This is a genomic window from Aporhodopirellula aestuarii (genome assembly GCF_023701485.1).
Classification (GTDB): domain Bacteria; phylum Planctomycetota; class Planctomycetia; order Pirellulales; family Pirellulaceae; genus Rhodopirellula; species Rhodopirellula aestuarii.
In genome coordinates, this window is sequence record NZ_JAMQBK010000007.1 from 15,848 (window position 1) to 30,934 (window position 15,087).

Genomic DNA, 15,087 nt, shown 5'->3' on the forward strand with positions numbered 1-15,087 from the left:
TCGGGTGGCTGGTTTGCGGTTTGGGTTGGCGGAGGCGTGGCGCCGATTGCCGTGTCCTGGTATGGGTTTCGGTGATTGATTGCTTGGCAGATTCGAATACGCAAATCCTATTACAGCGGTGGCGACTGACAGTTGGCTGAATCGGTGTGAGGCGGCGTATCGTAGGCAGGAGTGAGTTCGGCAAATTTTGCGACCTGGAAAATGTCGCTCGGTGGTGAAATCGAGTATCTTGTTCGGCAGTCTCTTCAGAGATGGATCCCCGCCTCTTTCACGTTTTCCTGCAAACGCCCGCCATGAAGCCCCGCCAAATTCTCGCTCTGATCGCCGTTCTGTCTATTCATCCGATGATCTCCGCACGTGCAGCGGATTCTTGGCCCCAGTTTCGAGGGCCGACGGGCGACGGGATCGCCGCCGATCAGTCGCCACCGATTACGTTCGGAGAAGACGAGCACTTGGCCTGGAAGACACCGCTGCCGGGGAAGGCATGGTCTTCGCCGGTGATTGCCGATGGTGTCGTTTGGCTGACGACGGCGGTGGAACGAGTTCCGACGGAAGCCGAACGGGAAGCGTTGCTTCGCAATACGAAGAACGATGCCAAAAAATTCAAATCGCTGGCGATCGCAAAAGCCATTGAGTTAAAACTGCTGTCGGTTGATTTGGAGAGCGGGGCGCCACTCCAGACGATCGATCTCACGACGGTCGAGACACCTGATGCGATTCACGCGACGAACTCTTATGCCTCACCGACGCCGTTCGTGGAAGGCGAGCATGTGATCTGTCACTTCGGTACCTTTGGTACGTTTTGCGTCGATCGCCGTTCGGGTTCCATCCTTTGGCAACGTACCCTGCCTCTGGAGCACGGTGTTGGTCCGGGCAGTTCGCCGTTGGTGCATGATGGGCGTTTGATACTGATTCAAGATGGTATGGATCGTCAGTACGTCACGGCGCTGGACGCATCGACGGGCAAAACGTTGTGGACGACCGATCGGCCGCCGATGGAAGCTCCGACTGGCGATCAAAAGAAAGCCTATTGCACGCCGATCGTCGTGACGGATTCGAATGGCCGGGAACAGGTGTTGTGCATGGGGTCGCAGTGGATGGTCTCGTACAACGCTGAAACTGGTGAAGAGTTTTGGAGGCTTTACCACGGCAAGGGCTTTTCGGTCGTTCCGCGTCCGGTGTTACTCGGCGATGTGGTGTTCCTTGCGACCGGATTCGGAAAACCCGAATTGTGGGCGGCGAAAATTGACGGAACCGGCGACGTGACCGAGACGCATGTTGTTTGGACCCAGCCGAAAGGGATCCCATCGAAGTCGTCGCCGTTGCTGCACGACGGATTGATTTATCTCGTGGATGACAACGGGGTGGCATCGTGTTTTGACCCCGAAACCGGAGATTTGGTGTGGAAGAAACGTCTCGGAGGTAAGTTCTCAGCGTCGCCGTTGTTTGCGGGTGGGCACTTGTACTTCGGTAATCACGAGGGCGACGTGTTCGTGTTGACGACGGGTGAGGACGCGGAGGTGGTTCAGACCAATCATCTGCAGGGTCAAATCATGGCTTCTCCCGCCGCGATCGATAACGCATTGATCCTCCGCACCGACAAGGCGCTTTATCGATTCGAGTAACGCGTTACGATGTCGCACGACGTTTGTGTTTTTACTCGGCCGTGCGAGCGGCGTTCGATTGCGTTGGTAAAGAATTTCATTTATGTCTGCGACTCTGCCCGTTCTTTCGGAACCACCCGAGCAAGGATCCCCGAAGTCCCTGATCGAAATCGGCGTGGTTGTCGCGGGACCGCTCGATATGGTCGATTCTCGAGCAGCCCGGATGGCGGTGGAGCAAACTGAACAGCGTCTATCCGAACTGTTTGTAGAGTTCCGCTTTGATTTTTTCGAGATCAAGCGACCGGAGATGACTGGCAACAGCACATCCGGAAGCGGGCGAGTAGAACCGAGTGTGTTGTTGCAGCAAGCGGTTGACGAACGCGATTCTCGTCATTGGGATTTTGCGATCGTACTGACTGCGTCGGAGCTTGTCGGCAACTATTCGTCGTTTTGTTTTGCGGCGATCAGTCGTCCGCTCGACGCGGCGGTGTTGTCGTTGTCATTGATCGATCCGCTCGCGTTGGGGGTCGAAGCTAACCGGGAGGAACGTGTCGAACGGATCGCTCGGCGGTTGAGTCGGTTGATGTTGCACGGCATCGGTCACTTGTGTGGGTTGCCCAAAAGCGATCACCCCAACGACCTAATGTTTCATCCGCAGAACGCACAGGCGCTCGACTTGATGGCGGGAATGGACTCAGAAAGCATCGATCGTCAGCGGCGGGCGCTCGCCGAGATCGCTGACCAGCGGTTGGAAGAGGGAGCGGGCCGGACACTCGTTAGACCGTTGTTTGCCCTGAGTGCAGCATGGATTAATCACATCGAGATTTTGCAAGCGATTTGGGCCGCTCGGCCGTGGGAGTTTCCCAAGCGATTGAGTCGATTGACGATCGCGTCCTTCTCGACGCTCGCGATTTTGTTCATGACCGCGGAGGCGTGGGATTTGGCGCTCGCACAAAGTCACGTGCGCCTGCTCGCGTTGTTCGTCATGTCGATGATTGCGACGACGTTTTACGTGGTGCTCCGCCAGCAGTTGTTGGTCCGGCGAGGCACACGGCGAACGGAGCAATCGATTGTGACTTCGGCGTCAGCTCTCGGGATTGTTTTTGTCGGGATGGCAACCACGTGGACTGCGTTGTTTACCGTTGGTTTTTTGCTCGCGTACTTTTTGTTTCCGGGGCAATTGATCGCGGGATGGGCGGCTTCAACCACGAACGGACCGGAGGAATTGGTGTGGACCGATCGTCCTCAGATGGCGGTGTTTGCCGCGTCGTTGGGGTTGCTAATCGGCGCACTCGGTGCCAGTTTCGAATCGCAGCATTACTTTCGACATATCATTTTTGTTGACGAAGAAATCTAGGAATAGTCGTCTCCGGTTCATTGGTTGGCGTATGCATCAACGCCGTGCGGTGACGCATCGGGGACCGCGACGCATCGTCTTTTCCGGGGTCGCGATGGGTTTGACTTCTTGGCGGGGGGGAGGCGTTTTGGCGTTTTGCGGCAGGTCGATACGGTCGTAAGTCTATATCGCGACTGGAGATGCGTTGTTGTTCCGTTTGTCGTTGCGGCTGTTTATTCCGTTTCACAAATCGGGATCGTGGTCTATAATCAGACTCCCGCCTCGCGACTGCTCTGTCGCCAATCGACCGCCCCTGAATTCGATGGACTATTCGATGGTATTACGGTGTCTTGCAATCACCATCGTTCTGCTTTTGCTCAATACGGCAGTTTCCGACAACGGACTGGTGGCGAACGATAAGGCTCCGTCTTTCAAACGTGACATCAGGCCTCTGCTGTCGGACCACTGTTTTGCCTGTCACGGTCCCGACGAAAACAAGCGTGAGTCTGGCATTCGGTTTGATATCGCCGAAGGAGTCTCATCGGTGATTGATACCGATGATTGGGAAGAAAGTTCGATCATTGAGCGGATTCGGACCACCGACCCCGACATGATCATGCCGCCGCCGGAGTATCACAAACCGCTCAACGAGTCCGCCCGGAAGATGCTAGAGGATTGGGTCCGCGGTGGCGCAGAAATCCAAGCTCATTGGTCGTTCGTGCCCCCGGTGAAGATGACGCCGCCTGAGTTGGCGAGCGACCTCTCCGATGGCGGGTGGGATAACGCAGAAGTCGACAACATTGATCGATGGATCGACGCGGCGTTGGCAGAACGCTCCCTCGTCGCTAACGGTCCCGCGGATCGCACCACGCTGGCTCGCCGCGTGGCACTCGACTTGACCGGGTTGCCGCCGACGTGGGAGCAGGTGCAACGGTTTGTTAGCGATTCGTCACCCCATGCATATGAGAATTACGTTGACGAGCTTATCGCGACTCCCGCCTACGGCGAGCACATGGGACGCTATTGGCTCGATCTGGTTCGGTACGCTGACACTCACGGTTTGCATTTCGACAATTATCGTGAGATGTGGCCTTACCGAGATTGGGTGATCCATTCATTCAATCAAAACAAGCCGATGGATGTCTTCATCACCGAACAACTTGCCGGCGATCTTTTGCCGAACGCTACCATTGAGCAAAAAATTGCGTCGGGTTTTAACCGACTCAACCTCACCACGAACGAAGGCGGCTCGATTTATGACGAGGTGTTTACCCGCAACGTGATCGATCGAACGGACGCGTTTGGTACTGTGTTCATTGGACTGACGACCGGCTGTGCGGTCTGTCACGATCACAAGTTTGATCCGATCACGCAGCGTGACTTTTTTGCGTTGTCGGCGTTTTTTAATTCGCTCGATGGTCGGGCGATGGACGGGAACTCGAAGGACCACGCACCGGCGATTCGCATTCCCACAGAAGAGGACAGCAAAAAACTTGCAGAGATCGATGCCGAACTCGCGTTCCTCGCGGAGCAAATCCGCGGAGACCTTCCGGAGGTCGATGCGGCGCAAGCGGATTGGCTCGCATCATTGTCGTATACCTCAAACGATGAGCCGGCACCGATTTCGATCCGTTCTGCTTCGGCGAAGTCGGATACCGACGTAAGCATTGTCGATAACGCGATCGTGCATCTCGGCGAAAAGGTCGCCGACAAAGACACGATCGAAATCGAAGCCGAATTGCCTCCGGGAACTTGGCGGACGCTCGAGCTGGCCGCGTTGACGGACGAGAAGCATCCACGCGTCGGTACGGCGGAAAATGGCAACGCGGTGTTGAGCGAAATCGTTTTGCACGTACTTGATCAAGACAGCAAAGAATGGATGCCGGTCGCGATCGCGTCTGGGGTTGCTAGTCGCCAGCAGACAGGCGACAAGTTTGCGGTTGAACGCGCCTTTGACGGAAAAATTGACGCGACTCAAGGTTGGGCGGTTGGCGGGCACGAGAGCGAGGGCGATCGGTCTGCGTGGTTTCAATTGGCCGCCCCCATCGAGTCCACAGAGGCGGCGCCCACGACTCTTCGTGTCGAGCTGCATTATCAGTCCGTGCATGCTGCTCATGCCCTGCGAGACGTTCGCTTGACAGTGTACGAATCGGCGAGTGCGATCCCGGCGTCACAGAAAATCGCTGTTTCGGAAGTGCATGTGCTTGGGCCCATTTCGGTCGAGAAGGCCGCGAATGCCTACGACCGGGACTTTGCCGGTGAGAAAGCGGATGCGTTTGAGCCCGAAGCGGCCGTTACGATCGGAGAGGATGAGCTTCGTTGGCAACAAAGCGGTGAGGTTGTCGCGGTTGCGGTGAACGAATTACCGCACCGTGAGGACGGGCCGTCGGCAACGTTGCTGCATCAAACGCTGCATTCGCCTCGTGAAAGTACTTTCGAGTTGATGATCGGCAGCGACGATGGCTATGTCGTTTTCTTCAATGGCAAGAAGGTGACTCAGTCTCGTGGTGAACACGAGCTCGATTCCTTATCAGCAAAATATGAGTTGAAGCTTCGCAAGGGCGACAATCATCTGTTTATCAAACACGTTCATCATGATGGTTCGGCTAAATTGACGTATGCGTTTGCGTCGCGGATGGTCGAGTTGTCTGAGAGCTTGCGGCAGCGACTGGTTGCGATTGAGCCCAACAGCGAGGACGCGGAATCGCTGCGACGGTTTTACCGAGAGGTGTATTGTGACTCGCCACAGTGGCTCGCATTGCAAGACATGCGGCGAGGTATGGAAACGCTGCGCAAGGAAACCGAGGACAAAATTCCGTCGACGCTTGTTTGGAAGGAAACCAAGGCCCCACGGAAGGCTCACGTGTTGATGCGAGGCCAGTATGATGCTCTCGGTGACGTGGTCGAGCGAGACGTTCCCGCGTTCCTGCCGCCGCTGGCTGGGAACGAAAAGAGGGATCGTTTGGACCTCGCGAAGTGGTTGGTCGATCCGCAAAACCCGCTGACGGCGCGTGTGGCGGTGAACCGGTTTTGGCAACAGCTCTTTGGTACGGGGCTCGTGAAAACGAGTGAAGATTTTGGCAGTCAGGGAACGCCGCCATCGCATCCCGAATTGCTGGACGAGTTGGCGATCGACTTCCGTGAAAGCGGCTGGGATATCAAGGCGTTAATGAAACGATTGGTGATGACGCGGGCGTATCGGCGGGATGCAAGGGCGTCGAGCGAGATGCTGATAGCGGATCCGGAGAATCGGTTGCTTGCTCGCGGGCCGCGGTTCCGGCTGGATGCGGAAGTGATTCGCGATCAAACGCTGGCCTTGTCTGGATTGCTCGTTAACCGATTGGGCGGGCCGAGTGTGAAGCCGCCGCAACCTGCCGGTTTGTGGGCTGCGGTCGGATACACGGGTGCCAACACGGCAACGTTTGTGCCTGATGAAGGCGACAAAGTGTATCGGCGTGGCGTTTACACGTTCTGGAAACGCACGAGCGCGCCCGCGGTGATGGCGACGTTCGACGCACCGAGTCGCGAGTCATGCACGGCACGGCGAGAGCGTACGAACACTCCGCTGCAGGCGTTGTTGTTGCTCAATGAGCCGCAAACGCTTGAGGCGTCTCTGCATTTGGCGAAGCAGGTGGTCGCATCCGAAGAAACGAACTCGGACGCGAGAATGCGGGCATTGTTTGAACGGGTGGTGTTACGATCTCCGGCTCGGAATGAATTGGAATTGCTGACGACATTGCTTGCCGATTTAAAAATTTATTACGGCAATGATCTTGAGCAAGCGGCGGCCTTGGCGGGCACAACCGATGCGACATTGGCGGCGTGGTCCATCGTTGCGAGTACCCTATTGAATACAGATGAGGTGGTGTCCAAATGAGTCACTTATCCGACCAACGTATCGCCGAAATGCTGTCGGCATCGGAGACGCAAACTCGTCTTTCACAGATGACCCGGCGTTCGCTTTTTTCGGGTTCCGCCGCTGGGCTCGGTGCGGCAGCCTTGGCTTCGATTGAAGGGACGCGTGCGTTCGCCGCCGCTCCATCATCGGCGGTTCCGTCGGATGATGAAAAACCCGTCAACGCCGCGGCCTTTGGCGGTCGTCCTGATTTGCCACACCATCCGCCGGCGGCGAAGCGTGCGATCTACTTGTTCATGTCGGGAGCTCCGAGCCAGATGGACATGTGGGATCATAAACCGGCGATGGCGGATTGGTTTGACAAGGACCTTCCCGAGTCGATTCGGCAAGGCCAGCGTTTGACGACGATGACGAGCGGGCAGGCTCGTTTTCCGATCGCGCCGAGCATCTATGAGTTCACGCCGCACGGCCAAAACGGAACGATGGCGAGCGAGTTGATCCCGCACATGGCGAGCAAGGTCGATGAGATTGCACTGGTCAAATCGATGTACACCGAAGCGGTCAATCACGATCCCGCGATCACGTACATCTGTACCGGGAATCAGTTGCCCGGGAAGGCATCGTTGGGCGCGTGGTTGAGCTATGGTCTCGGTACCGAGAACGCTGATCTGCCGGCGTTCGTTGTGATGACCGCGTCCTGGTCGGGACGCAAGGAAGCTCAAGCGTTGTACAACCGGTTATGGGGCAGCGGTTTTTTGCCGAGCCGGTATCAGGGTGTCGCCCTGCGTAGTAGCGGTGATCCCGTCTTGTATTTGTCGAACCCGTCGGGGATCGACCGAAACGTTCGACGACGCATGCTCGACACGCTGGCAGATTTGAACGAAGAAACGCTGCGACGCATCGGCGATCCTGAAACCGACGCTCGGATCGCGCAGTATGAGATGGCGTTCCGGATGCAAACGAGTGTTCCGGATCTGACTGATTTGAGTGACGAGCCGCAGCACGTTCTCGATCTTTATGGACCGGATGTTTTGAAGCCAGGCACGTTCGCAAATTGTTGTTTAATGGCCCGTCGGATGGCCGAACGCGGCGTACGTTTTACTCAGATTTTCCATCGCGGATGGGACCAACATGGTGCGTTGCCGAAAGATCTTCCCAACCAATGCCGCGACACCGATCAACCTTCCGCAGGATTGTTAACAGATCTCAAACAACGCGGTTTGCTCGATGACACGTTGGTTGTCTGGGGCGGCGAGTTCGGGCGGACGATCTATTGTCAGGGCAAACTGACCAAAGATAATTATGGTCGTGACCATCACCCAAAATGTTTCACCGTATGGATGGCAGGGGCCGGTATCCGGAAGGGAGTCGTGCACGGCGAAACCGACGAGTTCAGCTACAACATCCTTCGCGATCCGGTTCACATCCGCGATCTGAATGCCACGATCTTGGATCAGCTCGGTATTGATCACGAGCGGTTCACGTACCCTTTCCAAGGGCTCGACCAGAAGCTCACCGGCGTGGAACAAAGCCGCGTCGTTCGCGAGTTGTTGGTATAGCGGTCAGTTGCGTGCCGGATCGGGCGTCGTGAATGTCTGGTGCTTCATTCAACCTGAACTTGGCGGGGCCTGAACCGGAGGGCTCATCCTCTGACGCTAAACGTCTTAGCGGAACGGCGCGAGCGGGCTGTTGATTTAGTGAGCCGTCGGCGCTAGCCGCGGGCCTTACGGCTACGATGCGCGCATTGGACGCCCGCAGCTAGCGCTGTCGGCTCACTCATGTTTGCGAAACGACTAACTCAACAGTCCGCGAGCCGTCCGGTTCCACGCCGAAATTTAACGCTGACAAAGTGTTAGTCGTCGATCGGCTTTTTGTAGAACTTGCTCAGGTCGAACTCTTGGCGTTGTTCTTGTTCCATCAGTTTGATGCGTGATTCGAGTCGTTCGATTCGCCGCAGCATGGCGGGGATGGTATCGCGATCGGTTTCTTCTTTGACATGTCGGGGAACGGGCGGGTATCCCAAATGACGTTGCATTGCGCCGAACAAGTAGATCGGATCTTTGCGTCGATTGGCGAGCGCGATGCGGCCTTCTTTTTCGCCGAATAGAAACGGGCCTTTGCCCTCGAGTTCGAGGCCTTCTTCGTTCAAGCGGCGGCGATACTCGTCGCTAGCGAGAAACAACAGATCGGCCATGTCGACCAAACCGACATTGGCTCGCAGGTCGACCAACCACTTCGACCATTGGGCATCGAAGACGGGGTCGAGGCTCATCGCTTTGAGTCCGGCGTCGTAGCCGAGCCGGTTGCGCGAGATGACTTCGAATTGGAAAAAGAAGAACGCGCTCCGGGCTCGCTGCGTCATCGATTCCGGTGTCATCGTTCTTCCGCCGCGCGGGATCGTCGTGAACGCCGCGCCGAGGTTTCCTTGCACATCGATCGACTCGAGTTGTGCGGTGTAGTTGGCACGCAACTGCGCGTCGGCGTGAAGCACTTGCAATGCAATGTGGATTGTGAACCGCCCTGTTTCACTTTCCGATTCACGGATCAGGAAAGTTTGAAAGGGGGAGAAGTAGTGCGTCAGCCTCGACATGGCGTCGCCCATCAAACCTGAGTGTCGCAGCTCGGTCAGCATGAAGTCGATCGCCATTGGCAACCGCGTCGTCGCGAGCAGTTCGTGGCGGAGTTGGTCGAGGAGTTCCTGCATCGGAGTCTGCTCGGCAATCCGTTCGCGCAACAACTCGAATAGATAGGCCTGTTCGACGTATTCAGCGTTGTCGAGCATGTGGATCGATTCTGGGGTGCGGTGCAGCGAGCTGTGTTAGCGGAAACCGTCAACGGGTCGTGGTTGATACACCCAAAACTTGCGAGGGGGAGCGTGTGTGCTTCCCTGCTCAAACTTCAGGTTTTGATCGGATCGTCAAATTACGAATGGCGATTGGATCAACAGCCCGTTGACTCTCGCGGCTCGGGAATGGGTTGCCGGATGTCTTGGTGACTCCCGCTACGATAGCGTCGTGGGAAGAGCAGTCGTTATACACGACTGTCGGCAGTTCCGGAGGGTGCGGCGTGGCTGGCTCGACGCGATCGCTTTCGGCCGGCGGCCCGCGCTCCGGCTGGATGGGGCCCTCGACCCTCCACTCGCTCGGTCCTTCTGAGACAGGGTGAAGGCGAGTGGAAACGCTGATGCAATTGAAAAAACGCTCGCCTCCGTCGCAGGGGAGGGGGAGGAGGCGAGCGTTTTAGGTCGTTGCGATCGAGTTTTCCGCGAACGCGGGCGGCGTTACTTTTCCAATCGGAAGATCGTCGTGCCCAACGGTGGCAGCGTTGCCGTGATGCTATCGGGACGCTCGTGATGGCCGATACCACGGGTGTGTTGTCCGGGATAGTTGCCGACGTTGCTACCGCCGTATGCTTCGCTATCGCTGTTGAACACTTCTTTCCAGAAGCCCGATTCGGGAACTCCGATCGGGTAGTTCTCTCGCACGACGGGCGTGAAGTTGCTGCAAACCAGCAACGGAGGTGAATCTGGCGTTGCCTTGCGGACGTAGATCAGCGTGCTGTCTTGAGCGTTTTGGCAATCGATCCACTCGAACCCTTCATGGCCGAAGTCAAAGTGGTGAAGTGCCGGGTTCTCGATCACGAGTTTGTTGAGGTCCGCGACGAGTTGTTGCACTCCTCGATGCGTTGCGAAGTCTAGCAGCAGCCATTGCGGCCCGTCGTCTTCGTTCCATTCGTTCCACTGAGCGAATTCACCGCCCATGAACAGCAGTTTCTTGCCCGGGTGCGTCCACATGTAAGTGTAGAGCAACCGCAAGTTCGCAAATTTCTGCCACATGTCGCCCGGCATTTGGCTGATCAGTGAGCCTTTGCCGTGAACGACTTCGTCATGCGATAGCGGCAGCATGAAGTTTTCGGTGAACGCGTAGATCAAACTGAACGTCAGTTCGTTTTGGTGGTATTGGCGATGGATGGGTTCGTTTCGCATGTATCGCAACGTGTCGTTCATCCAGCCCATGTTCCACTTGTAGGTGAAGCCGAGGCCACCGGAACTCGTCGGTTTGGAAACGCCTGGCCATGCCGTCGATTCTTCGGCAGCGGTGATGACACCGGGGTAGTTTTCATGCACGGCATCGTTGAATTCGCGAAGGAAGTCGATCGATTCGAGATTCTCGCGTCCGCCGTGGCGGTTAGGAATCCACTCGCCTTCTTCACGGCTGTAGTCGAGATACAGCATCGAGGCGACCGCGTCGACGCGAAGACCGTCGATGTGGTATTTGTCGAGCCAGAACAACGCATTGGCGATCAGGAAGTTTCTGACTTCGTTGCGACCGAAGTTGAAAATCATCGTTCCCCAATCGGGATGTTCGCCCTGACGCGGGTCGGCGTGCTCGTAAAGAGCTGTTCCGTCGAACCGGCGCAATCCATGGTCGTCTTTCGGGAAGTGGGCGGGGACCCAGTCGATCAAGACGCCGATGCCGTTTTGGTGAAGGTGATCGACGAAGAACATGAAGTCTTCGGGATTGCCGTGGCGGCTCGTCGGGGCGAAATAGCCGACGCTCTGATAGCCCCATGAGCCCGTGTAGGGGTGCTCGCTGATCGGCATCAGTTCGACATGGGTGAAATTCATCCGGTGGCAGTAATCAGCCAAACGGCGAGCGAGATCGCGATAGTCGAGCCAGCCGTGTTTTCGTCCGGGGCCTTTTTGCCAACTACCGAGGTGGACTTCGTACACGTTGATGGGAGCGTGCAGCGGATCGAATTCGGCACGGTCGTGCATCCAATCGCCATCGCTCCAGGCGTACGAGTTGATGTCGGTGATGATGTTCGCCGTCAGAGGTGGCAGTTCCGACGCGAACGCGAGCGGGTCGCACTTGTCTGCCCATTGGCCCTGCTGGCTCTGGATGCGGAATTTGTAGCGTTGGCCCGGATGGGCTCCTGGGATAAACAATTCCCAAATGCCCAGGTTCGGCAGACGGCGGGCGCCGTGTTGGCGACCATCCCATCCGTTGAAATCGCCGACGACCTGGAGCGCTTTCGCGTTCGGGGCCCACACGGAAAAGTTAACGCCTTCGACGCCGTTGACGGTTCGCAATTGAGCGCCGAGGCGTTCGTAGAGCCCGTGATGCCGGCCTTCGCCGATCAGATAGCGGTCAAAGTCGGTAAGCAGACTCGGGGTCGCATACGGGTCGCTCGTTTGGACAGTCTTACCTTGTTTGTCAATCATTTCGACCTTGTAATTGCTCTCTGGAGTTTCGTCAAAAATGGCTTCAAACACACCCTCGGGATGCAATCGACGCATCGGGCGTTTTGCCCCGGTGGTCGAATCCACCACCCAGATCGACTGGGCTTCAGGTTCGTACATGCGGATCGCGGTCGCTTTCGTTCCACGATAGTCGACCGTGTGCCGACCAAGCAAACTGCCGGGATCGGACACATTCCCGTCAAGAAGCGATTGGATGCTGGAGAGGGAGAGTTGCGTATTCATGCGGTGTCTGCAAGACGTTAAAAGGGGGCCGGAGCGTGTGAATGTGGAATAAATGAACAAAAAAGAGAATGATGAATCGTTATTGGGGGCGATCTTGACCGATCATTGCGATCCGGTGCGCCCGTTGGCTGGTGTCGACGGCTGACTGAAGGAGCCAATCGCGGAGCCGATTGCCGGTGTGCGGTGCCATGTGGGCCGGGTGTGCGGACTCGATCCTGGAAATCGGAGAGCGGCACGAGATCGAGGTCTGGCTCAGGCCGGACGACTGGTCTTGGATACGATGCTTGGCGGGCATGGTGATTCGGTTCGACGGGGTGGCCGCATCGGGACGGCTGACCATGCGGGCCGTCAACAAACAGGCCTGCACCTCATGAATCCCGAGCGCGTGATCGATCCGCCGCCACAGATCGGCATGTTGGACTTCGACCCGCCTGCCGAAGTGATCCCAAACGAAATCGCTACGCCGCCAACGTGGAAGCGAGTCCGTTAGTGAACGGATGAGATAGCGATTGTGGCTAAGTAATGTCACCCCAGATGGCCCGTCGATCGCTTCGAGCCCTCGTACGGCCGCCAGGAGCGTCAAACGGTTGAGATCCCCCCGTTCGCGGTCCTCGGCTTCAAGTATCGGATCGCCTCCTGCAGTCTCGATCGCGAACTGCCAACGTCCGTCGTCGAGCGTCGTGCTCTGAGCGGAGACGACGAGCAACAAAGATGCCAAGTTCGGCACCGGCGAGACATGGGGAACGTCCATCGAGGGATTGAGGGCCTCGGCGACCGCCCGCTCGGCGAATGCGAGTCGGTCCAGAGCGAGAGATTCCGGCGTCGTTGGGGTGGAGTCGTTTGTCATAGGAGGTTTTGGTCCGCCCGTCGGCGGATTGCATGCGAAAGGGAGGTCGATGCGAGGACAATTTTCGGGCGGCGGCCCGAGTCGCCCTGGTCGTGGGAAGAACCAGAGTCTCGGGCCGCCGCCGGCTTTGCGAGCGTTTGCGGCGGTGTGGGAGGGATGTCACGGCTGCGAACGCCTGTCGTCGAGGGGCTTTGCCCGGTCCGGCCAACAACTCGACAAGTGTTGGTTTCGTCAATCTCAGCGGCTTCACCCGAGCTGTCCTGATCCAAAACGTCTACGCAAATTAACATCGCGGTGGACAACCGGGATGACTCGCATAACCGGCATTTTTTAAGCCAGGAGGGACTGTGTCTTGAGCGAGTAGGCCAGCGGCCGGCGGACAACCGGCCCGCTCGAATCGGCGGATTCGCCGCAATTCGCACAACCGGCCAAGCCCCGCAGGCGGCGTCTGGCGAGCACGCGGGCGGCGTCGTTCGAGCGTCGTGCGAAGACGCAGGGAAACGGCACCGCGCATCCGGTGGGTTGTTTCCGGCATGAGGATTCTTAACATGGAAGAATGAAAGAATTTTCGCCGGAAACCTCCGCACCCGAGCCCGGGGCTGAACCCACATTCGTCTCGCAGCAGGTTTCCGGCGCACGCCGCTACTACCTCGATCTGAATCCCGCGCCCCAGTCGGCGTTGACGGTCGTCTGCGGGGGCGTCGAGCGGATGACACCCGAGTACATGGTGTCGCGGACGCAGTTCCCGTTTTACGGAATTGAAATGGTGACCGAGGGAGCGGGCAAACTCGAACTCGACGGGAACACCTTTTCACTCCAGCCGGGCGTGGTGTTTGCGTATGGACCACGTACCCATCATCGCATCTGGACCGATTCGGTTCACACGATGCGAAAGTACTACATCGACATCGCGGGGCGACAAACCAAACGACGGTTGACTGATGCCGGACTGCTCGATTCGAAACCACTTCGCGTGATCGCGCTGCACGAATTTGTTGAGATCTTTGAGAGTCTCGATCGCGAGGCACGGAGTGACAGCGAATGGACGCCCGACGTTTGTCGATCGCTCGCGGAATTGTTGATGTTGAAAATTCGCCAGCGACGCGTTGGCGAAGGACAAGCGATATCGCGAGCCTATGACACTTACCGCCGTGTCCGTGATGAAATCGAAGAAAACTACATGGAATTGCGAACCGCCGAAGATGTGGCGGCAAAATGTGATTTGTCGCCGATTCACGTGTCGCGTTTGTTCAAACGTTTTGGCGGGGTGGGGGCCTATCAGTTCTTGCTGCGCAAAAAAATGAATCACGCCGCGGAGCTTCTCATCGAAGAACGACTGTTAGTCAAAGAGGTTGCGGACCGGTTAGGGTTTTCAGACGCGTTTCAATTTTCCCGAGCGTTTAAACGCGTGTATGGCATTCCGCCGAAGGAGCTGACGAAGGTGCGTTCAGCGATGCGAGCATCTGTCTCGGACGATTGAGAAACTTGACATGAATTGGCTGCAACATCTCCGCAAAAAATGGGACGATTGGTGTGGTGACCGCGACATGGAGATGTCCATTCGAGGCCACCTCACCAGCAACGGTTATTTTGGTCACACCGCGAAGTTCGAGGCCGTACGATTGGTCGCCGTGCAACGTCCTGGTTGGTTACAGGTGTACCGATTCGAAGTCACCGCCCGCGTGAATCCTGATGCGAGCGCTGACGGCGTCGCATCGCCCGATGCCGACACCGACGCTCCCACACCCGATCCGCTTTACCACCGACTTTTTGGGCTCGTCCGCGAGGATCTGCGACAGAATCTTAGCAACGTGCGTGTTTTTGAAGCCGAATCGGAACGGAAAGAACTCTTTGACAGATGGAGCGAAGGGTTGATTTGTTTACGGGGAGCCAAAGGGCTGGCTAACTCGTAGACTATCGCATTGTTGTTACCCATTACCTCCTTAATCAGTCTCGACA

10 protein-coding genes are annotated in these 15,087 nt (G+C 57.1%); 6 read left to right on the forward strand and 4 right to left on the reverse strand.

Features of this window, described 5'->3' with window-relative positions; translation table 11 throughout:
* Positions 1-344 precede the first annotated feature (344 nt).
* The 4 genes from NB063_RS01470 to NB063_RS01485 all read left to right on the forward strand — a co-directional run bounded on the left by NB063_RS01470 (position 345) and on the right by NB063_RS01485 (position 8,355).
* Positions 345-1,625 (forward strand): PQQ-binding-like beta-propeller repeat protein, encoded by a 1,281-nt coding sequence (locus tag NB063_RS01470; RefSeq protein WP_250926957.1) that lies wholly within the window; start codon positions 345-347, stop codon positions 1,623-1,625.
* Positions 1,626-1,707: 82 nt separating this feature from the next.
* Positions 1,708-2,961: a hypothetical protein gene (locus NB063_RS01475; protein WP_250926958.1), complete on the forward strand. Its 1,254-nt coding sequence runs from the start codon at positions 1,708-1,710 to the stop codon at positions 2,959-2,961.
* Between the two features lie 301 nt (positions 2,962-3,262).
* Positions 3,263-6,817, forward strand: coding sequence for a PSD1 and planctomycete cytochrome C domain-containing protein (locus tag NB063_RS01480; RefSeq protein WP_250926959.1), 3,555 nt, complete (start codon positions 3,263-3,265; stop codon positions 6,815-6,817).
* A gap of 29 nt (positions 6,818-6,846) precedes the next feature.
* Entirely contained in the window at positions 6,847-8,355 is a 1,509-nt protein-coding gene (locus NB063_RS01485) for a DUF1501 domain-containing protein (protein WP_407652522.1), read from the forward strand.
* 293 nt (positions 8,356-8,648) lie between these two features.
* On the opposite strand, the gene NB063_RS01490 is transcribed toward NB063_RS01485, so the two are convergent.
* From NB063_RS01490 to NB063_RS01505, 4 genes are all read right to left on the reverse strand, one after another.
* Positions 8,649-9,578, reverse strand: a complete 930-nt coding sequence (locus NB063_RS01490) for a hypothetical protein (protein WP_250926961.1) — start codon at positions 9,576-9,578, stop codon at positions 8,649-8,651.
* A 498-nt stretch (positions 9,579-10,076) separates the two neighbouring features.
* Positions 10,077-12,281, reverse strand: coding sequence for a 1,4-alpha-glucan branching protein GlgB (glgB, locus tag NB063_RS01495; RefSeq protein WP_250926962.1), 2,205 nt, complete (start codon positions 12,279-12,281; stop codon positions 10,077-10,079).
* Between the two features lie 79 nt (positions 12,282-12,360).
* A complete protein-coding gene (locus NB063_RS01500; RefSeq protein ID WP_250926963.1) occupies positions 12,361-13,128 on the reverse strand; it encodes a ribonuclease H family protein in 768 nt (255 codons plus the stop codon).
* Between the two features lie 283 nt (positions 13,129-13,411).
* A complete protein-coding gene (locus NB063_RS01505; RefSeq protein ID WP_250926964.1) occupies positions 13,412-13,663 on the reverse strand; it encodes a hypothetical protein in 252 nt (83 codons plus the stop codon).
* Positions 13,664-13,684: 21 nt separating this feature from the next.
* On the opposite strand from NB063_RS01505, the gene NB063_RS01510 reads away from it, so the two are divergent.
* Entirely contained in the window at positions 13,685-14,608 is a 924-nt protein-coding gene (locus NB063_RS01510; RefSeq protein WP_250926965.1) for an AraC family transcriptional regulator, read from the forward strand.
* 10 nt (positions 14,609-14,618) lie between these two features.
* Positions 14,619-15,041 carry a hypothetical protein gene (locus tag NB063_RS01515; protein ID WP_250926966.1) on the forward strand — a complete coding sequence of 141 codons (423 nt, stop codon included), beginning with the start codon at positions 14,619-14,621 and terminating at the stop codon, positions 15,039-15,041.
* Positions 15,042-15,087: the final 46 nt, after the last annotated feature.

Bases quoted from the DNA above. Each gene is read 5' to 3' on its own strand.
- NB063_RS01470 (WP_250926957.1), top strand. From the start codon at position 345: ATGATCTCCGCACGTGCAGCGGATTCTTGGCCCCAGTTTCGAGGGCCG.
- NB063_RS01475 (WP_250926958.1), top strand. From the start codon at position 1,708: ATGTCTGCGACTCTGCCCGTTCTTTCGGAACCACCCGAGCAAGGATCC.
- NB063_RS01480 (WP_250926959.1), top strand. From the start codon at position 3,263: ATGGACTATTCGATGGTATTACGGTGTCTTGCAATCACCATCGTTCTG.
- NB063_RS01485 (WP_407652522.1), top strand. From the start codon at position 6,847: ATGCTGTCGGCATCGGAGACGCAAACTCGTCTTTCACAGATGACCCGG.
- NB063_RS01490 (WP_250926961.1), bottom strand. From the start codon at position 9,578: ATGCTCGACAACGCTGAATACGTCGAACAGGCCTATCTATTCGAGTTG.
- glgB (WP_250926962.1), bottom strand. From the start codon at position 12,281: ATGAATACGCAACTCTCCCTCTCCAGCATCCAATCGCTTCTTGACGGG.
- NB063_RS01500 (WP_250926963.1), bottom strand. From the start codon at position 13,128: ATGACAAACGACTCCACCCCAACGACGCCGGAATCTCTCGCTCTGGAC.
- NB063_RS01505 (WP_250926964.1), bottom strand. From the start codon at position 13,663: ATGCCGGAAACAACCCACCGGATGCGCGGTGCCGTTTCCCTGCGTCTT.
- NB063_RS01510 (WP_250926965.1), top strand. From the start codon at position 13,685: ATGAAAGAATTTTCGCCGGAAACCTCCGCACCCGAGCCCGGGGCTGAA.
- NB063_RS01515 (WP_250926966.1), top strand. From the start codon at position 14,619: ATGAATTGGCTGCAACATCTCCGCAAAAAATGGGACGATTGGTGTGGT.